Source organism: Streptococcus toyakuensis (genome assembly GCF_024346585.1).
Classification (GTDB): domain Bacteria; phylum Bacillota; class Bacilli; order Lactobacillales; family Streptococcaceae; genus Streptococcus; species Streptococcus toyakuensis.
Genome location: NZ_AP024523.1, coordinates 618,002 through 636,956 on the forward strand (window position 1 = coordinate 618,002; position 18,955 = coordinate 636,956).

The window sequence follows — 18,955 nt, forward strand, 5'->3', positions numbered from 1 at the left end:
GCTTTTGCCAAGGGATTGTTGTATTTATTTAAGCAAGTTTTTCTCTTTTCTTATCTGGATTCCAGATAAAGCTTGCGATAAAGCTAAAGATGATGGTTAGGATAGCGAGGATAATGGCAAGGATGAGGGCAGGGATGCGGATAAGCCACCAGAGTGGGTTTGGTTTTTTATTATTGTGCCATTGTTTCGTTTCTTGGTCCAGACGTTGAAATTCTGTTTGGATACGATTGGCGACTGTTTCAATGCCTTCGTCATTCATTTTTTTGATATCTGAGATATCAATTGGATTTCCAAAGTTCATATCGACACGTTCACGACTAATCAAGCCCTTCAAAGTCATGGGACCTGTGTAGGTAACCGGCATAATACGGACCTTGGCCATTTTGGCAATCAGAGCTACGCCACCCTTGACATCGTTTGAGTGTCGGCTTCCACTTGGAAACATGATGAGAGAGCGGTCACTTTTTTTGAGAACATTGATAGGATATTTGATGGCTGAGGCGCTAGGATTTTCACGGTCGATAGGAAAGGCACCACACATACGAATCCACCAGCCAAAGATACGGTTGGTAAAGAGCTCTTTTTTGGCCATAAAGATAAATTGTTTTGGTTTGGTCGCAAAGGCCATATAAACTGGATCCCACCAGGTGCGGTGAGGTGCAACCAAAATATAATTTTCATCTTGATTAGGAATTTTATCAGTATTATGATAATGGGCATTGCCATTGATGGACCATAGGAGCAAGACAACCAATCCACGTAAATAAGTATAAAACATGCGATCTCCTTCGATTATTTTCTTGTTATTATTATACCTTATCAAAGGAGGGCTGGCAAACTTTTCCCTTGACTAGGTGCATATTTGGGGTGAGATTAGAATTTTTTTAGAAAAAATGATATGATAGAATTTATGGATAAAAATAAGATTATGGGATTAACCCAAATAGAAGTCGAGGAAAGACAGGCTAAGGGCTTGGTCAATGATTTTACTGCTTCGGCCAGTACCAGCACTTGGCAAATCGTTAAACGAAATGTCTTTACCCTTTTTAACGCTTTGAACTTTGCCATTGCTTTGGCCCTTGCCTTTGTGCAAGCTTGGAGCAATCTGGTCTTCTTTGCCGTTATCTGCTTTAACGCTTTTTCTGGAATTGTGACCGAGCTGCGGGCTAAACACATGGTGGACAAGCTCAATCTCATGACCAAGGAAAAGGTTAAAACCATTCGTGATGGCCAAGAAGTAGCTCTGAATCCTGAAGAATTGGTGTTAGGAGATGTCATTCGTTTGTCTGCAGGAGAGCAGATTCCTAGTGATGCCTTGGTTTTGGAAGGCTTTACGGAGGTTAATGAAGCCATGCTAACGGGAGAAAGTGATTTGGTGCAAAAGGAAGTGGATGCCTTGCTCTTGTCAGGAAGTTTCTTGGCTAGTGGGGCAGTTTTGGCTCAAGTTCACCATGTTGGGGCTGATAACTATGCTGCCAAACTCATGCTGGAAGCCAAGACCGTTAAACCAATCAACTCTCGTATCATGAAATCGCTGGACAAGTTAGCAGGTTTTACTGGAAAGATTATCATTCCTTTTGGTCTGGCTCTCTTGCTAGAAGCCTTGATGTTAAAAGGCTTGCCTCTTAAGTCGTCCGTTGTAAACTCGTCTACAGCCCTTTTGGGGATGTTACCTAAGGGAATTGCCCTTTTGACCATTACTTCGCTCTTGACTGCAGTTATCAAGCTAGGTTTGAAAAAGGTTTTGGTGCAGGAGATGTACTCTGTTGAAACCTTGGCGCGTGTGGATATGCTCTGTTTGGACAAGACGGGCACCATCACCCAAGGAAAGATGCAGGTAGAGGCTGTTCTTCCGTTGACGGAAACTTATGGTGACGAGGCTATTGCTAGCATCCTGACAAGCTATATGGCCCATAGTGAGGATAAGAATCCAACAGCTCAAGCCATTCGCCAGCGTTTCCAAGGTCAGGTAGCCTATCCTATGCTTTCCAATCTTCCCTTCTCTAGCGACCGCAAGTGGGGAGCCATAGAGTTAGAAGGTTTGGGGACAGTTTTTTTAGGGGCGCCTGAGATGTTGCTGGCTTCTGAGGTCCCAGAAGCCAGAGAGGCTCTAGAGAGAGGATCACGTGTCTTGGTCTTGGCACTCAGTCAGGAGAAATTAGACCATCACAAGCCACAGAAACCATCTGATATTCAGGCTCTGGCCCTGCTGGAAATCTTGGATCCGATTCGAGAGGGAGCAGCAGAGACGTTGGACTATCTCCGTTCTCAGGAAGTGGGTCTCAAGATCATCTCTGGTGACAATCCAGTTACAGTGTCCAGTATTGCCCAGAAGGCTGGTTTTGCGGACTATCATAGCTATGTAGATTGCTCGAAAATCACGGATGAGGAATTGATTACTATGGCTGAGGAGACAGCTATTTTCGGACGTGTTTCCCCTCATCAAAAGAAACTCATTATCCAAACACTGAAAAAAGCGGGGCATACAACAGCTATGACAGGAGACGGAGTCAATGATATTCTCGCCCTTCGTGAGGCGGATTGTTCTATCGTGATGGCGGAAGGGGATCCGGCGACGCGTCAGATTGCCAATCTGGTTCTCTTGAACTCTGACTTCAATGATGTTCCTGAGATTCTCTTTGAAGGTCGTCGTGTGGTGAATAACATTGCTCATATCGCTCCGATTTTCTTGATAAAGACCATCTATTCCTTCTTGCTCGCAGTCATCTGTATTGCCAGTGCTTTACTAGGTCGGTCAGAATGGATTTTGATTTTCCCTTTCATTCCAATCCAGATTACCATGATTGACCAGTTCGTGGAAGGTTTCCCACCATTCGTTCTGACTTTTGAGCGAAATATCAAACCTGTGGAGCCAAACTTCCTCAGAAAATCCATGCTTCGTGCTCTACCAAGTGCTCTCATGGTCGTCTTCAGCGTTCTCTTTGTGAAAATATTTGGAAGTAGCCAAGGCTGGTCTGAGATAGAAATCTCAACCCTCCTCTATTATCTGCTTGGGTCTATTGGTTTCTTATCCGTATTTAGAGCCTGCATGCCATTTACCCTCTGGCGTGTCCTCTTGATTGTTTGGTCAGTAGGAGGCTTCCTAGTCACAGCTCTCTTCCCAAAAATTCAAAAACTGCTTGAAATTTCAACCTTGACCGGAAAAACATTGCCTGTTTATGGGGTCATGATGGCTGTCTTTACTGTGATATTTATCTTAACCAGTCGTTACCAAGCAAAAAAATAAAGAAAGGCTGCAATCTGTGGATTGCGGTTTTTTTAGGTACAAGATTGCCAGCTGAAATATGGTATAATAAGAGGTAATAGAGTTTTGGAAAGTGAGAGAAGATGATTTCAAAGAGATTGGAATTAGTGGCGTCCTTTGTGCCACAGGGTGCCATTTTACTCGACGTGGGAAGTGACCATGCTTATCTGCCTATCGAGTTAGTCGAAAGAGGACAAATCGAAAGTGCCATTGCAGGCGAGGTGGTGGAAGGTCCCTATCAGTCTGCAGTCAAAAATGTTGAGGCGCACGGTCTAAAGGAGAAAATCCAAGTCCGTTTAGCCAATGGTCTGGCAGCTTTTGAAGAGGCAGACAAAGTGTCTGCCATTACCATTGCTGGTATGGGAGGCCGTTTGATTGCTAGGATTTTAGAAGAAGGCTTGGACAAGTTAGCCAATGTAGAGCGTTTGATCCTCCAGCCCAATAACCGTGAAGACGACTTGCGTATCTGGTTGCAAGACCATGGTTTCCAGATTGTAGCAGAAAGTATCATAGAAGAGTCTGGGAAATTCTATGAGATTTTGGTGGTGGAAGCAGGGGAAATGAAGTTAGCAGCTAGTGATGTTCGCTTTGGTCCCTTCTTGTCCAAAGAAGTCAGCCCAGTATTTGTCCAAAAATGGCAAAAAGAAGCTGAGAAGCTAGAGTTTGCCCTCGGACAAATTCCAGAAAAAAATCTGGAGGAACGTCAAGTTCTAGTAGATAAAATTCAAGCCATCAAGGAGGTGCTCCATGCTAGCAAGTGAAGTAATTAACGCGTATGAAGCCTTTTGCCCTCAGGAATTTTCCATGGAGGGAGACAGTCGTGGTCTGCAAATTGGCACTTTAGACAAGGATATCCAAAGGGTCATGGTGGCTCTGGATATTCGTGAAGAAACGGTGGCTGAAGCTATTGAAAAGGGTGTGGATTTGGTTATCGTTAAACACGCACCGATTTTCCGTCCGATTAAGGACTTGGTATCTAGTCGTCCGCAAAATCAGATTTACATCGACCTCATCAAGCATGACATTGCAGTTTATGTTAGCCATACCAATATTGACATCGTTGAAAATGGCCTCAATGATTGGTTCTGTCAGATGCTAGGTATCGAGGAAACGACTTATCTGCAGGAAACTGGCCCTGAACGTGGGATTGGACGTATTGGAAATATTCAGCCTCAGACATTTGGGGAATTGGCCCAGAATGTCAAGCAAGTCTTTGGTCTAGATAGTCTTCGAATGGTGCATTATCAAGAGAGCGATTTGCAGACGACTATTTCAAGAGTGGCCATCTGTGGTGGCAGTGGGCAGTCATTCTATAAGGATGCTTTGGCAAAGGGGGCAGATGTCTATATTACTGGCGATATCTACTACCATACTGCTCAGGATATGCTGTCTGATGGCTTGCTAGCATTGGACCCAGGCCACTATATCGAAGTGCTTTTTGTAGAAAAAATCGCAGCACTCCTTAGTCAATGGAAGGAAGAGAAGGGCTGGACTATTGAGATTGTCCCCAGCCAAGCATCGACCAATCCTTTCCATCATATCTAGTTAGAAAGTGAAAACAATGAAAAAAGTTGCCATTATCGGAGCAGGAATTGTGGGAGCAACAGCTACCTACTACCTCTCGAAAGAAAGTGAACTAGAGGTGACAGTCTTTGACCACGGACAAGGTCAAGCTACCAAGGCCGCAGCAGGAATTATCAGCCCTTGGTTTTCAAAACGACGTAATAAAGCCTGGTACAAGATGGCGCGCTTGGGGGGTGACTTTTACGTGGATTTGTTGGCTGATTTAAAGAAGTCAGGACAAGAAATCGATTTTTACCAACGTTCGGGAGTCTTTCTCCTGAAAAAGGATGAAACTAAGTTGGAAGAACTCTATCAACTAGCCTTAGAGCGCAGAGAAAAGTCTCCCTTGATAGGGCAATTAGCCATTCTGGACCAAGCATCAGCTAATGAATTATTCCCTGGCTTGCAGGGATTTGATCGCTTGCTCTATGCTTCTGGTGGAGCGAGAGTAGATGGCCAACTTTTGGTGACTCGTTTGCTGGAAGCCAGCCACGTCAAGCTGGTCAAAGAAAAAGTTACTTTGACATCCTTATCATCAGGTTACCAGATTGGCGAAGAGGTGTTTGATCAGGTTATTTTGGCGACGGGAGCTTGGTTGGGGCAGATATTAGAACCCTTGAGTTATGCTGTGGATGTCCGTCCTCAAAAAGGGCAACTCCGAGATTATCAGCTTGCCCAAGACATGGAAGATTACCCTGTTATCATGCCAGAAGGGGAGTGGGATTTGATTCCCTTTGCAGGTGGGAAATTGTCCTTAGGCGCTACCCATGAAAATGACATGGGATTTGATTTGACGGTAGATGAAACCTTGCTTCAACAAATGGAGGAGGCGGCCTTGCCTCATTACCCAGTTTTAGCTAAAGCGACTTCAAGAACTGAGCGTGTGGGAATCCGTGCTTATACCAGTGATTTCTCACCTTTCTTTGGGCAGGTGCCAGGATTGGCAGGTGTCTATGCTGCTAGTGGACTAGGTTCATCAGGCCTCACAACTGGTCCTATCATTGGTTACCATCTAGCTCAACTGATCCAAGGCAAGGAGATGACCTTGGACCCTCTAAACTATCCAATTGAAAACTATGTCAAACGAGTAAAAAGCGAATAATACTCAATGAAAATCAAAGAACAAACTAGGAAACTAGCCGCGGGCTGCTCAAATCACTGCTTTGAGGTTATGGATAGAACTGACGAAGTCAGTAACAAGGCGACGTTGACGTGGTTTGAAGAGATTTTCGAAGAGTATAAGCATTTTACTGAAATTTTAGCCTTCCCTCTAGGATGGCAAATGACATTCCCTATCAAAAATGGTAAAATAAGAAAAAATAATCCGAGAATCGAGGAAAAAAGATGCAAGAAAAGATTTTGGTAACGGGTGGAGCAGGTTTTATCGGAACCCACACAGTTATTGAGTTAATCCAAGCAGGTCATCAAGTTGTTGTGGTGGATAACCTTGTTAATAGTAATAGAAAAAGTTTAGAAGTTGTTGAGAGAATTACAGGAGTTGAAGTGCCTTTCTATGAGGCAGATATTCGTGATACAGATACCCTCAGAGATATTTTCAAGCAAGAAGAACCAACAGGGGTCATTCACTTTGCTGGTTTGAAGGCTGTTGGCGAATCAACACGTATCCCTCTTGCCTACTATGACAATAATATCGCTGGAACTGTTAGTCTTTTGAAGGTCATGGAAGAAAACAACTGTAAAAACATCATTTTCAGTTCTTCTGCGACAGTTTATGGAGATCCTCATACAGTGCCAATCTTGGAAGATTTCCCACTTTCAGTGACCAATCCATATGGCCGCACCAAGCTTATGCTAGAGGAAATTTTGACGGATATTTACAAAGCAGACTCAGAATGGAATGTGGTCTTGCTTCGTTACTTTAACCCAATCGGAGCGCATGAGAGTGGTGATTTGGGAGAAAATCCAAACGGTATTCCAAACAATCTCTTGCCATATGTGACGCAAGTAGCCGTTGGAAAATTAGAGCAAGTGCAAGTGTTTGGAGACGATTACGATACGGAAGACGGAACTGGTGTTCGCGATTATATCCACGTTGTCGACTTGGCTAAAGGTCACGTTGCAGCTCTGAAAAAAATCCAAAAAGGTTCAGGTTTAAACGTTTATAACCTTGGAACAGGTAAAGGTTATTCTGTTCTTGAAATTATCCAAAACATGGAAAAAGCAGTAGGACGTCCAATTCCTTACCGCATCGTAGAACGCCGTCCAGGAGATATCGCAGCCTGCTATTCAGATCCTGCAAAAGCCAAAGCAGAACTGGGCTGGGAAGCAGAACTCGGCATCACCCAAATGTGTGAAGACGCATGGCGTTGGCAAAGTAAGCATCCAAATGGATTTGAAGACTAAGATGGTGATGTCAATCATTGTCCCCTGTTTAAACGAAGAGGAAGTACTTCCTCTTTTTTATCAGGCTTTGGAAGCTTTACTTCCAGATTTGGAAACAGAAATCGAGTATGTCTTTGTCGACGATGGATCAAGTGATGGGACCTTGGAACTCTTAAAGACCTATCGGGAGCAAAATCCGGCAGTTCATTATATTTCTTTCTCGCGAAATTTTGGCAAAGAAGCTGCTCTATATGCAGGCTTGCAATATGCGACAGGAGACCTAGTGGTGGTGATGGATGCAGATCTCCAGGATCCTCCTAGTATGTTGCTAGAGATGAAAACCTTACTAGACCAAAATGCAGATTTAGACTGTGTGGGAACACGGAGAACTAGTCGGGAGGGAGAACCCTTCTTTCGCAGTTTTTGTGCTAATCTCTTTTATCGCCTTATGCAAAAAATTAGTCCAGTAGCCTTGCCGTCAGGTGTCCGTGATTTTCGCATGATGAGAAGATCCGTAGTGGATGCCATTTTAAGCTTGACTGAGTCCAATCGTTTTTCAAAGGGGCTCTTTGCCTGGGTCGGTTTTAAAACCCACTATCTGGACTATCCAAATGTCGAAAGGAAGGCTGGTAAGACCAGTTGGAGTTTTAGGCAACTTTTTTTCTACTCCATTGAAGGGATTGTTAATTTTTCAGATTTTCCCTTGATTATCGCCTTTGTGGCAGGTCTACTATCTTGTTTTATTTCTCTGCTTATGACCTTTTTTGTTGTGGTTCGGACCCTCATTTTGGGCAATCCGACATCAGGTTGGACCTCTTTGATGGCAGTCATTCTCTTTCTTGGGGGCATTCAACTCTTGACCATTGGGATTCTCGGCAAGTACATCAGTAAGATTTATCTAGAGACTAAAAAAAGACCACTTTATCTCGTCAAAGAAAAAAGTGACCTTCCTGATTTTACAGAAAAAAATAAAGAGAAAAGACTATAATTTTGCATGGAAATATGCTAAACTAGAGGGAGTGGATTATCGCCATTGATTTAGGCTTCCTGGTTTCCAATCAGGGCGCGAGTTGGGCAATTTTTAACAGCCTCTAAGACATCCTGACTAGGAGAAATTTCTTTTTCCAGTTGGTCAGGGTCATCGTAAAAACGCACGATTCCATTATCGTGGTAATCAAATAAATCAGAATAAGTTTGGCAAAGCCCACAGGCGATACATCGTTCAGGTATAAGTGTGATTTTCATATTTATATTGTAATAAGAAAAGTAAAAAAAAACAAGGAGTAAGGTATGGCAAAAGAACCGTGGCAAGAAGATATTTATGAAAATCAAGAGGAAACAAGAACACAACGTCGTAAGAGAGAACAAGGTGGAGGAGTCGTTGCTAACCGTATCTTAACTATCTTAGCAAGTATTTTCTTTGTGATTGTAGTCGTGATGATTATTGTTCTGATCTATCTTTCATCGGGTGGGAGTAATCGCACAGCAGCCTTGAAAGATTTTCACGATTCTGATGCAAGTGTAGTACAGATTTCATCTTCTAGTAGCTCAGAGCAGGCATCTTCTAGTTCAGAGGATAAGGAAGAATCATCTACTAGCTCAGAACATTCAACAGATCCAGAAGGGACGACAAAAGTCTTGGCTGGAGAAGGAGAAGCAGCTATTGCAGCTCGTACTGGAATCTCCATTGCACAGTTAGAAGCCTTGAATCCTGGGCACATGGCTACAGGATCTTGGTTTGCTAATCCAGGTGATGTTGTCAAAATCAAATAGGAGTTGATATGAAAACAATTCAAATTGCTATTGACGGTCCTGCTTCAAGTGGCAAGAGTACGGTCGCAAAGATTATCGCTAAGGATTTTGGTTACACCTATCTAGATACAGGTGCTATGTATCGTGCAGCGACCTATATGGCTCTGAAACACCAGTTAGGAGTGGAAGAGATTGAGGAACTTTTAGCCTTATTGGACCAGCATCCAATCAGTTTTGGGCGCTCAGAAACTGGAGAACAACTTGTCTTTGTAGGGGATGTGGATATTACCCATCCTATCCGTGAAAATCAAGTGACCAATCACGTTTCAGCTATTGCAGCAATTCCTGAAGTACGTGAGAAACTAGTTTCTCTCCAACAAGAGATTGCCCAGCAAGGTGGGATTGTCATGGATGGTCGCGATATTGGGACTGTTGTATTGCCACAAGCAGAACTCAAGATTTTCCTAGTAGCCTCTGTTGATGAGAGAGCAGAGCGTCGTTACAAGGAAAATATTGCCAAGGGAATTGAAACAGACCTTGAAACCTTGAAAGCGGAAATTGCTGCGCGTGACTACAAGGATAGTCATCGTGAGACTTCTCCACTTAAACAAGCAGAGGACGCTGTCTATCTTGATACAACTGGCTTGAACATTCAAGAAGTAGTTGAAAAAATCAAAGCAGAAGCTGAAAAAAGAATGTAAATGTAGAGAAGCCGATAGATTGATATCGGTTTTTTTCTAAATTTGTCAAAATGCTGATTTTAAGGTATAATAGTTGCTGTTCGAGAAATTTTGATTTTCAAAGAATAGTGAATGATGATAAGGAGAAAACATGAACAACCTACCAAATTGCCCAAAATGTAACTCAGAGTATGTCTACGAAGACGGTGCCCTACTGGTTTGCCCAGAGTGTGCTCATGAGTGGAATCCTGCTGAAGTTGCAGATGTAGAAGAGGGCATTGTTGCTATCGATGCCAACGGAAATAAATTGGCTGACGGTGATACAGTAACTCTCATCAAGGACTTAAAAGTAAAAGGTGCGCCAAAAGATTTGAAACAAGGGACGCGCGTGAAGAATATCCGCATCGTAGAAGGCGACCACAATATCGACTGTAAAATCGATGGCTTCGGTGCCATGAAACTCAAATCAGAGTTTGTGAAGAAAATTTAAGCATGTCAAAACACTATAAACTTGTATTTTATAGCCGTATCTTCTTGTTTCTAGCGGCTTTTACGGGAGTTTATCTTGAAATCGCCAAGCATGGTGGATTTGGGATGTTACTCTATTATACGGTTCTGTCCAACCTTTTAGTCGCGATTTTTACGCTCTATCTCCTAAAGGTTATGAGCCGTTTAGGTGAAAACTGGCAAAGACCAAGTCTCTTGCGCTTAAAAGGTGGGGTCACCATGAGTATCATGATTACCTGTGTGATTTACCATTTCCTTTTAGCGCCTATTGCGACTAATTTCTATGCTCTAGAAAATTTCCTTTGCCACTATATCGTTCCCCTCTGGTTTTTAGCAGATACCCTCTTTTTTGACAAACAGGGTCAATACAAGATTTGGGACCCAATTGTGTGGACGATTTTACCCTTGCTGTATATGATTTTTGCTCTTTTTAATGGCTTGGTATTGAAACTTGATGTTCCTAATTCTAAGGTCAGTCCCTTCCCGTACTTCTTTTTGAATGTGAACAAGGGTTGGGATGTCGTGTTCAAGTGGTGTCTGATTATCTTTGTTGCTTATATGGTGGCAGGATTTATCTTCTACTTTATTAAGCAAATCAAGAGAAAATCATCCTAAGACACAAGGGATTCATTTTCGAGTTTAAGAAGGAGTCTGTACACTAAAGAGGCTTCTTCTTTTCTTGCTTGTTTGATGACTATCAAAAAAGTAGAAGATTAAGAGAAATATAGAAAGAGATTTCATGAAACAATTTTTAGAACGGGCCAGTATTTTGGCTCTCTCCCTCGTTTTGATTACGTCCTTTTCCATCTCGAGTGCTCTGCCAGCCATGTTTGACTATTATCAAGGTTATCCTAAGGAACAAATTGAGCTCTTGGCGAGCTTGCCTTCCTTTGGAATCATGATTATGTTATTACTAAATGGTTTCTTAGAAAAAATATTTCCTGAGCGCTTACAGATCAGTTTGGGATTGCTGATTTTATCACTAAGTGGAACTGCTCCCTTTTGGTACCAAGCTTATCCTTTTGTCTTTGGAACACGGATTCTTTTTGGTTTAGGTGTTGGGATGATCAATGCCAAGGCCATTTCTATTATCAGTGAACGCTATCAAGGAAAAACGAGAATTCAGATGTTAGGGCTACGCGGTTCTGCAGAGGTCGTTGGGGCTTCTCTCATTACCTTGGCAGTCGGCCAATTGTTGGCCTTTGGTTGGACAGCTACTTTCTTAGCTTATAGTGCTGGATTTTTAGTTCTGATCCTTTATCTGCTCTTTGTACCTTATGGAAAAGAAAAGAAAGAAGTCAAGAAAAAAACGAAGGAAGCAAGTCGCTTAACTCGGGAAATGAAGGGCTTGATTTTTATCTTAGCTATTGAAGCGGCGGTTGTAGTTTGTACCAATACAGCTATTACCATCCGTATTCCAAGTCTGATGGTGGAAAGAGGACTGGGAGATGCCCAGTTATCTAGTTTTGTTCTTAGTGTCATGCAGTTGATCGGGATTGTGGCTGGTGTGAGTTTTTCTTTCCTGATTTCAATATTTAAAGAGAAACTGCTCCTCTGGTCTGGTATTACCTTCGGCTTGGGGCAAATTGTGATTGCCTTGTCTCCATCCTTGTGGGTGGTAGTGGCAGGAAGTATTCTGGCTGGCTTTGCCTACAGTGTAGCCTTGACGACAGTCTTTCAACTTGTCTCTGAAAGAATTCCAGCTAAACTCCTCAATCAAGCAACCTCATTTGCAGTTTTAGGCTGTAGTTTCGGAGCCTTTACGACTCCATTCGTTCTAGGTGCAATTGGCTTATTAACTCACAATGGGATGTTGGTCTTTGCTATCTTAGGATCTTGGTTAATTGTAACCTCTATCTTTGTCATGTACCTACTTCAAAAGAGAGCTTAGGATTGGTTTCCTAAGTTTTTCTTTTTTGGATTTTTGTACCCAGACACTATTTGATTTAGGGCCTTGTTTACAGACTAATTTCTTGATAAAATAGAAGTTATGACAAGATATAAAGCAACTATTTCCTATGATGGTTACGCCTTTGCTGGTTTTCAGCGCCAGCCTCATGCGCGTAGTGTTCAGGAAGAAATTGAAAAAACCTTGACCAAGTTAAATAAAGGGCAAGCCATTACTGTTCACGGTGCTGGTAGGACAGATAGTGGGGTTCATGCCCTGGGACAGGTTATTCATTTTAACCTGCCTTATCAAATGGATGAGGAGAAGCTCCGTTTTGCTCTAGACACTCAGTCCCCTGAAGATATTGATGTGATTTCGATTGAGCTTGTGGCGGATGATTTTCATTGCCGTTATGCTAAGCACAGTAAGACCTATGAGTTTATCGTGGATAGGGGCCGTCCCAAAAATCCGATGCGCCGTCACTATGCCACCCACTTTCCTTATCCGCTTGATGTGGAACGGATGCGGGAGGCTATCAAAAAATTAGAAGGCACTCATGATTTCACCGGCTTTACAGCCTCTGGGACTAGTGTAGAGGATAAGGTTCGCACCATCACAGAAGCTAGTCTTAGGGTTGATGAGACAGGCCAGTTTTTGACCTTTACCTTTTCAGGAAATGGTTTCTTGTATAAGCAGATTCGTAATATGGTGGGGACACTGCTTAAAATCGGCAATAACCGCATGCCAGTAGAGCAGATTGACCTCATCTTGGAGAAAAAGGACAGGCAGCTTGCAGGTCCCACTGCAGCACCAAATGGTTTATATTTAAAGGAGATTCGTTATGAAGAATAATCGTATTTTAGCACTTTCTGGAAATGATATTTTTAGTGGTGGTGGTTTGTCAGCTGATTTGGCTACTTATACCTTGAACGGCTTGCATGGCTTTGTAGCAGTGACTTGTTTGACAGCCTTGACGGAAAAGGGCTTTGAAGTCTTTCCAACTGACGATACCATTTTTCAACATGAATTAGATAGCTTGCGTGATGTGGAGTTTGGGGGGATTAAGATTGGTCTTCTACCAACTGTCAGTGTGGCTGAGAAGGCCTTGGACTTTATCAAGCAATGCCCAGGAGTGCCTGTGGTTCTGGACCCTGTCTTGGTCTGCAAGGAAACACACGACGTAGCTGTAAGTGAACTCTGTCAAGAGTTGATTCGCTTTTTCCCTTATGTCAGTGTGATTACGCCTAATCTTCCTGAAGCAGAATTATTGACTGGTCAGGAAATCAAAACCTTGGAAGACATGAAAGCTGCAGCGCAGAAATTGCATGAATTAGGAGCGCCAGCAGTCATTATCAAGGGAGGCAATCGCCTTAGTCAGGACAAGGCTGTAGATGTCTTTTATGATGGACAAAACTTTACAGTCCTAGAAAATCCTGTCATTCAAGGGCAAAATGCTGGTGCAGGTTGTACCTTTGCCTCTAGCATTGCCAGTCACTTGGTTAAAGGTGATGAACTTTTACCAGCAGTAGAAAGCTCTAAGGATTTCGTTTATCGTTCTATTGCACAAGCAGATCAGTATGGAGTAAGACAATATGAAGCAAACCAAAACAACTAAAATCGCCCTTGTATCCCTCTTAACCGCCCTCTCTGTGGTTCTAGGTTATTTCTTAAAAATTCCAACACCGACAGGCATTTTAACTCTTTTAGATGCGGGTGTCTTCTTTACGGCCTTCTACTTTGGTAGTCGTGAAGGGGCTGTAGTAGGAGGACTAGCAGGTTTCTTGATTGACCTCTTATCAGGCTATCCTCAGTGGATGTTCTTTAGCTTGGTCAACCATGGCTTGCAGGGATTTTTCGCAGGATTTAAAGGAAAAACTCAGTGGTTAGGCCTTATCTTAGCAACGATTGCCATGGTAGGGGGTTACGCCTTGGGCTCTACATTGATGAATGGCTGGGCTGCAGCTCTACCAGAAATTTTACCAAATTTCATGCAAAATATCGTGGGAATGGTTGTAGGGTTTGTGCTTAGTCAGAGTATTAAGAAAATTAAGTAAAGCGGCTGGAGAAAAGTTTTAAAAATCAGAAAAACGCATAGTATCAGGTGTTGAAAAACCTTAATACTGAACTGCACCCCAAAAGTTAGACAGAAAAAATCTAACTTTTGGGGTGTTTTTATTATGAAATTAACTTATGATGATAAAGTTCAGATCTATGAACTTAGAAAACAAGGCTATAGCTTGGAGAAGCTTTCAAATAAATTTGGGATAAACAATTCTAATATTAGGTACATGATTAAATTGATTGATCGTTACGGAATAGAGTTCGTCAAAAAAGGGAAAAATCGTTACTATTCTCCTGATTTAAAACAAGAAATGATTCATAAAGTCTTACATGAAGGCTGGACTAAAGATAGAGTTTCTCTTGAATACGGCCTCCCAAGTCGTACGATACTTCTTAATTGGCTAGCACAATACAGGAAAAACGGGTATACTATTGTTGAGAAAACAAGAGGGAGAGTACCTAAAATGGGACGTAAACGGAAGAAAACTTGGAAGGAAATGACAGAACTAGAGCGACTCCAAGAGGAGAATGAACGCTTACGTACCGAGGTTGCTTACTTAAAAAAGTTAAAAGAGCTGGAAGACAGGGACGAAGCCATACAGCAAGAAAGGCAGAGACAATTAGAGAAATGGCTTCAGGAGGATTTCGACTAGATTTACTTCTTGAAGCGGCTCGTTTACCTCGCTCAACTTACTACTATCAGTTGAAGAAACTAGATGGACTTGACAAAGATAAAGAGCTTAAAACCGAAATTCATGCCATTTATAATGACCATAAAGGAAATTATGGCTATCGGAGAGTTACTCTTGAACTAAGAAATCGTGGTTTTGTAGTGAATCATAAGAAAGTTCAACGTCTGATGAAGCTCCTTGGTTTAATAGCTCGAATTCGTCGGAGACGAAAGTATTCTTCCTACCAAGGAGAGATTGGCAAGAAAGCAGAGAATCTCATTCAACGCCAGTTTGAAGCATCGAGACCAATGGAAAAGTGCTACACAGATGTGACAGAATTTGCCATTCCAAATAGCACGCAGAAATTGTATTTATCGCCTGTTTTAGATGGCTTTAACAGCGAAATTATTGCTTTTAATCTTTCTTGTTCTCCTAATTTAGAACAAGTAAAAACGATGTTGGAACAGGCCTTCACAGAGAAACACTACGAGAATACTGTTCTTCATAGTGACCAAGGATGGCAATACCAACACGATTCGTATCATCGGTTCCTAGAGGGTAAGGGAATTAAAGCATCTATGTCGCGTAAGGGCAATAGCCCAGATAATGGTATGATGGAGTCCTTCTTTGGCATTTTAAAATCCGAAATGTTTTATGGTTATGAGAAGTCGTTTCAGTCGCTTAAGCAATTGGAACAAGCCATTGTAGACTATATTGATTACTACAACAATAAACGAATTAAGGTAAAACTAAAAGGACTTAGCCCTGTGCAATACAGAACTAAATCCTTTGGATAAATTAATTGTCTAACTTTTTGGGGTCAGTACATACTATGCGTTTTATTGTGGGAAGATTTTCAAAGAATATTAATCAAAATAAAGCAAGTCTTTGCTGGTGCTTGTAAAGAGGTCAAAGCCATCCTTGGTAACAACACCGCAGTCTTCGATACGGACACCGACTTTACCAGGGATATAGATACCTGGTTCAACAGAGAAGCACATGCCTTCTTCGATAATCATGTCGTTTCCTTCCATGATAGATGGGAATTCGTGGACATCCATACCGATACCGTGACCAAGACGGTGGTTGAAGTACTCACCGTAACCAGCTTTTTCGATGACCTCACGGGCAGCGCGGTCCACTTCATGGGCAGTCACACCCGGCTTGATAAAGTCAAGAGCAGCTTGTTGGGCTTCAAGAGTCAAGTTATAAATGTCTTTCTTGAATTGGTCTGGTTTACCAACAGCGACTGTACGAGTCATATCTGAAGCATAGCCGTTGACGAGAACACCAAGGTCAAAGAGGAGAAGGGCGTCATTTTCAACCTTGTTTGCTGCTGGAATACCGTGTGGATTTGCGGCATTATCACCAGTCAAGACCATGGTATCAAAGCTCATTTCATAACCTTCACGTTTCATGGCAAAGTCGATTTGAGCGATGATATCTGTCTCTGTCTTATCAAGAGAAATATTATCAAAACCAACATTAACAGCCTTGTCCGCATAGAGACCTGCAACCATCATTTTTTGCACTTCGTCAGCTGATTTGATGAGGCGCATGCGTTGGATACGAGGTGTGAGGTTTTCAAACTCAGCAGTTTCAAAGACTATTTTCAAGCCATGATATTTGGTCAAGATGAGATTGTCAAACTCAACAGCGACACGTTTGAAGTCAAGCTGTGGAAGAGCATGTTTCATTTTTTGCCATGGATTTTCAGAATCCACATAGCCCACAACTGGGAAGGAAACAGTGCTAGTAGCACGCTCAACTTCAAGGGCTGGGACAAAGAGGAGGGGTTCTTGATCTGCTAGGACAAAAAGGAACATTTGGCGTTCATGGGGATCACTGTAAAAGCCAGTGAGGTAATTGATTGTGACGGGGTCAGATACGACAGCGACGTCTAGTTTTTCTGATTCAAGATATGTTACGATTTGTTGTAATTTAGACATATGCTACCTTCTTTCTACCCCTCTATTTTGGCAAAAAAAGTGAGAAAATGCAAGGGAGAAGGGTAAAAGAAAAGACAAAAAGAACTCCGACAAGATAACGGAGTTCTTTGATATCATTTTCCTTTGTTTAAGAAAAGTCAGCCTTGCTTTTGACGTCGCTGTATTCTTCAGCGATTTCTTGGCTGAGGATGTCCTCATAGGCAGGGAGTTGGATGTCCTGTCCGTACTTTTTCTTGAGAGCAGTAGTGACTAGGCGATAGGCCAGATTAGCATTACGAGAGAGGATAGGTCCGTGGAAGTAGGAGCCAAAGACATTCTTATAATGAACCCCTTCGCCGACCTTTTCTTCGTTGTTTCCATTTCCATAGACGACCTGACCGAGTGGTTTTTGGTCATCTGAGAGGAAGGTACGGCCTTGGTGGTTCTCAAAGCCAAAGTAGGTTTCATCGAAATCTTCGTTATGAATTTTAATATCACCGATAAAGCGGTTGTTAGTTTGATTGAGAGTGTAGTGTCCCATGACACCTAGACCTTCGATACGTCTTCCAGAAGCTTCGATATAGTATTGACCCAATAGTTGGAAACCTCCACAGATAGCAAGGACGACACCATTATTTTGGATGAAGTTGTCAATGCTTTCTTTTTTAGCAGGCAAATCACCAGCAATGATGCTTTGTTCAAAGTCTTGACCACCGCCGAAAAAGGCGATGTCGTAGTGATTTTCATCGAAATCATCGTGGAGAGAAACGATGTCAACTGTTACGTGAGCACTCAACTTTTCAGCTACATACTTGAGCATGAGGATATTCCCATTATCTCCGTATGTGTTCATGAGGTTACCATAGAGGTGGGCGATATTTAGCTGGTAAGGATAGTTGCCGTCTTTTGAGGAAAGTGAAGTATAAACCATTAGTTCATCTCCTTTCTAACAAGTTGACGATTGGCTAGTAATTCTCGGAATTCCAGCATAGCAGTGTAAGTCGCAAGGATATAGGCATGCTTACAATCTTGGGCTTCAATCGTTTTAAGAACTTGTTCCAAACTACTTGTTTCGGTAATCTTGTCAGCTGGATAGCCTGTCACTCGTAGACGACGAGCGATTTCAGAATGGCGAACACCGCCAGCGTTGATTTCAGGAATGTCCATCTCAGTGATTTGTTCAAAATCAGCATCCCAGATCCAGCTGGTATCAATTCCATCTGCATAGTTGGCATTTAGGAGAACAGATAGACTAAATGGATAAGGTGCTAGTTTAATCATTTCGATAGCTTGGGTCGCACCGACTGGATTTTTAATCAAGACGAGGGTGCATTCCTTGTCACCGATATGGAAGGTTTCCTGACGACCAAAGACAGCACGGCTCTTATCAAATCCTTGCTTGATTAGTTGTGAATCTGCACCAAGGAAACGGGCGATGGCAACTGCAGCTAAGGCGTTGTAGATATTGTAGAGACCACCGATTTGAATGCCATATTCTTGTCCGTCAATGACAAAGCGAGAGCGATTGTTGGTCAACTCAACCAAGTCTGTCAAGCGATAGTCTAAATCAGGACGTTTACATCCACAACCTTCACAGATATAGGCACCCAAGTTTGCATAGGTATTGTGCTCGTATTTGAGGATACCTTGGCAGTCAGGACAGAGAATTCCTTCGGTATTGTAGTGAGCTTCTCGAGCGGGTCCTTTTTCTAAGTCAAACCCAAAATACTGCACATGATTTGGAATATCCGGTTTGTAGAAAAGTGGACTGTCTCCATTAAGGAGAACAGTGGCAGTAGGTACCTTACGAATAGCATCCAAAATCATCTTGTAAGTTGTGTAAATTTCACCATAGCGGTCCATCTGGTCACGGAAGATATTCGTGATGACAAAAAGGCTTGGCTGGATATAGTCACAGATACGAGATAGACTGGCTTCATCGATTTCTAGAACGGCAATATTTTTCCCAGTTTTAGAAGATTTGGCTGTTAAGAAGGTTGTCGCAATTCCTGTAATCATGTTGGCACCGCTTGGGTTGGTCAGAACTTGACCATAAACTTCTTTTAAAATGCCGACAGTGAGGGCAGTTGTCAAGGTTTTTCCATTGGTTCCAGTGACCACGACAATCTCGTAGTTCTTAGCTAGGTTTTGTAAAATATCTTTATCAAATTGAAGGGCAAGTTTTCCTGGGAGCGTACTTCCACGGCCAAGACGGCTTAAAATGAAGTGGGAAGAACGCCCAGCAAGAAGGCCCAAAGTAGTTTTTAATTTCATGTTTCTATTATATCATAAAAGAA

General features: G+C 42.4%; 21 protein-coding genes. 16 read left to right on the forward strand and 5 right to left on the reverse strand.

The window, feature by feature from the left end; translation table 11 throughout:
• Window positions 1–28: 28 nt before the first annotated feature.
• Window positions 29–778 carry a lysophospholipid acyltransferase family protein gene (locus tag STYK_RS03325; protein WP_000500197.1) on the reverse strand — a complete coding sequence of 250 codons (750 nt, stop codon included), beginning with the start codon at window positions 776–778 and terminating at the stop codon, window positions 29–31.
• 132 nt (window positions 779–910) lie between these two features.
• On the opposite strand from STYK_RS03325, the gene STYK_RS03330 reads away from it, so the two are divergent.
• The 7 genes from STYK_RS03330 (at window position 911) to STYK_RS03360 (ending at window position 8,159) form a co-directional block, all read left to right on the forward strand.
• The gene (locus tag STYK_RS03330; protein WP_261805234.1) at window positions 911–3,247 is read left to right on the forward strand and encodes a cation-translocating P-type ATPase; all 2,337 of its coding nucleotides are present in this window, start codon (window positions 911–913) and stop codon (window positions 3,245–3,247) included.
• Window positions 3,248–3,348: 101 nt separating this feature from the next.
• Window positions 3,349–4,026, forward strand: a complete 678-nt coding sequence (locus tag STYK_RS03335) for a tRNA (adenine(22)-N(1))-methyltransferase (protein WP_261805235.1) — start codon at window positions 3,349–3,351, stop codon at window positions 4,024–4,026.
• Complete coding sequence (locus STYK_RS03340; RefSeq protein WP_261805236.1) at window positions 4,013–4,810, forward strand: Nif3-like dinuclear metal center hexameric protein; 798 nt, start codon at window positions 4,013–4,015, stop codon at window positions 4,808–4,810. Before STYK_RS03335 ends, STYK_RS03340 begins: the two co-directional genes overlap by 14 nt.
• Window positions 4,811–4,826: 16 nt before the next feature.
• Window positions 4,827–5,930, forward strand: coding sequence for an NAD(P)/FAD-dependent oxidoreductase (locus tag STYK_RS03345; RefSeq protein WP_261805237.1), 1,104 nt, complete (start codon window positions 4,827–4,829; stop codon window positions 5,928–5,930).
• 6 nt (window positions 5,931–5,936) lie between these two features.
• Window positions 5,937–6,194, forward strand: coding sequence for a hypothetical protein (locus tag STYK_RS03350; protein WP_261805238.1), 258 nt, complete (start codon window positions 5,937–5,939; stop codon window positions 6,192–6,194).
• Entirely contained in the window at window positions 6,173–7,192 is a 1,020-nt protein-coding gene (gene galE / locus STYK_RS03355; RefSeq protein ID WP_120718596.1) for a UDP-glucose 4-epimerase GalE, read from the forward strand. Before STYK_RS03350 ends, galE begins: the two co-directional genes overlap by 22 nt.
• 1 nt (window position 7,193) lies before the next feature.
• Window positions 7,194–8,159, forward strand: coding sequence for a glycosyltransferase family 2 protein (locus STYK_RS03360; RefSeq protein WP_315972289.1), 966 nt, complete (start codon window positions 7,194–7,196; stop codon window positions 8,157–8,159).
• A 50-nt stretch (window positions 8,160–8,209) separates the two neighbouring features.
• Here STYK_RS03360 and STYK_RS03365 read toward each other — a convergent pair whose 3' ends face one another.
• Window positions 8,210–8,416 carry a ferredoxin gene (locus STYK_RS03365; RefSeq protein WP_000705155.1) on the reverse strand — a complete coding sequence of 69 codons (207 nt, stop codon included), beginning with the start codon at window positions 8,414–8,416 and terminating at the stop codon, window positions 8,210–8,212.
• Between the two features lie 45 nt (window positions 8,417–8,461).
• Here STYK_RS03365 and STYK_RS03370 point away from each other — a divergent pair, with 45 nt between their 5' ends.
• The 9 genes from STYK_RS03370 to STYK_RS03410 all read left to right on the forward strand — a co-directional run bounded on the left by STYK_RS03370 (window position 8,462) and on the right by STYK_RS03410 (window position 15,527).
• Window positions 8,462–8,944 carry an SAG1386/EF1546 family surface-associated protein gene (locus STYK_RS03370; protein ID WP_261805240.1) on the forward strand — a complete coding sequence of 161 codons (483 nt, stop codon included), beginning with the start codon at window positions 8,462–8,464 and terminating at the stop codon, window positions 8,942–8,944.
• 8 nt (window positions 8,945–8,952) lie between these two features.
• Window positions 8,953–9,624, forward strand: coding sequence for a (d)CMP kinase (gene cmk, locus STYK_RS03375; RefSeq protein WP_261805241.1), 672 nt, complete (start codon window positions 8,953–8,955; stop codon window positions 9,622–9,624).
• A gap of 130 nt (window positions 9,625–9,754) precedes the next feature.
• Window positions 9,755–10,093 carry a zinc ribbon domain-containing protein YjdM gene (locus STYK_RS03380; protein WP_001061582.1) on the forward strand — a complete coding sequence of 113 codons (339 nt, stop codon included), beginning with the start codon at window positions 9,755–9,757 and terminating at the stop codon, window positions 10,091–10,093.
• 2 nt (window positions 10,094–10,095) lie between these two features.
• Window positions 10,096–10,725 carry a Pr6Pr family membrane protein gene (locus STYK_RS03385; RefSeq protein WP_261805242.1) on the forward strand — a complete coding sequence of 210 codons (630 nt, stop codon included), beginning with the start codon at window positions 10,096–10,098 and terminating at the stop codon, window positions 10,723–10,725.
• A gap of 124 nt (window positions 10,726–10,849) precedes the next feature.
• The gene (locus tag STYK_RS03390) at window positions 10,850–12,001 is read left to right on the forward strand and encodes an MFS transporter (RefSeq protein WP_023946242.1); all 1,152 of its coding nucleotides are present in this window, start codon (window positions 10,850–10,852) and stop codon (window positions 11,999–12,001) included.
• Window positions 12,002–12,100: 99 nt separating this feature from the next.
• On the forward strand, window positions 12,101–12,850 hold the full coding sequence (gene truA, locus STYK_RS03395; RefSeq protein ID WP_023946244.1) for a tRNA pseudouridine(38-40) synthase TruA: 750 nt from the start codon (window positions 12,101–12,103) through the stop codon (window positions 12,848–12,850).
• Window positions 12,840–13,613: a bifunctional hydroxymethylpyrimidine kinase/phosphomethylpyrimidine kinase gene (locus STYK_RS03400; RefSeq protein WP_000794766.1), complete on the forward strand. Its 774-nt coding sequence runs from the start codon at window positions 12,840–12,842 to the stop codon at window positions 13,611–13,613. Before truA ends, STYK_RS03400 begins: the two co-directional genes overlap by 11 nt.
• Entirely contained in the window at window positions 13,591–14,052 is a 462-nt protein-coding gene (locus STYK_RS03405; protein ID WP_125447610.1) for an ECF transporter S component, read from the forward strand. The genes STYK_RS03400 and STYK_RS03405 overlap by 23 nt, the downstream gene beginning before the upstream one ends.
• Before the next feature lie 123 nt (window positions 14,053–14,175).
• Window positions 14,176–15,527 (forward strand): IS3 family transposase gene (locus STYK_RS03410; protein ID WP_155455683.1). Its coding sequence is split into 2 segments (ribosomal slippage): window positions 14,176–14,617 and window positions 14,617–15,527, totalling 1,353 coding nucleotides; the frame shifts between segments, so codons are not numbered across the junction.
• Window positions 15,528–15,596: 69 nt separating this feature from the next.
• On the opposite strand, the gene STYK_RS03415 is transcribed toward STYK_RS03410, so the two are convergent.
• From STYK_RS03415 to murT, 3 genes are all read right to left on the reverse strand, one after another.
• On the reverse strand, window positions 15,597–16,679 hold the full coding sequence (locus tag STYK_RS03415; RefSeq protein WP_261805243.1) for a M24 family metallopeptidase: 1,083 nt from the start codon (window positions 16,677–16,679) through the stop codon (window positions 15,597–15,599).
• Between the two features lie 127 nt (window positions 16,680–16,806).
• The gene (gatD, locus tag STYK_RS03420; protein ID WP_061087747.1) at window positions 16,807–17,589 is read right to left on the reverse strand and encodes a lipid II isoglutaminyl synthase subunit GatD; all 783 of its coding nucleotides are present in this window, start codon (window positions 17,587–17,589) and stop codon (window positions 16,807–16,809) included.
• Window positions 17,589–18,932, reverse strand: a complete 1,344-nt coding sequence (gene murT / locus STYK_RS03425; RefSeq protein ID WP_261805244.1) for a lipid II isoglutaminyl synthase subunit MurT — start codon at window positions 18,930–18,932, stop codon at window positions 17,589–17,591. The genes gatD and murT overlap by 1 nt, the downstream gene beginning before the upstream one ends.
• Window positions 18,933–18,955 lie beyond the last annotated feature (23 nt).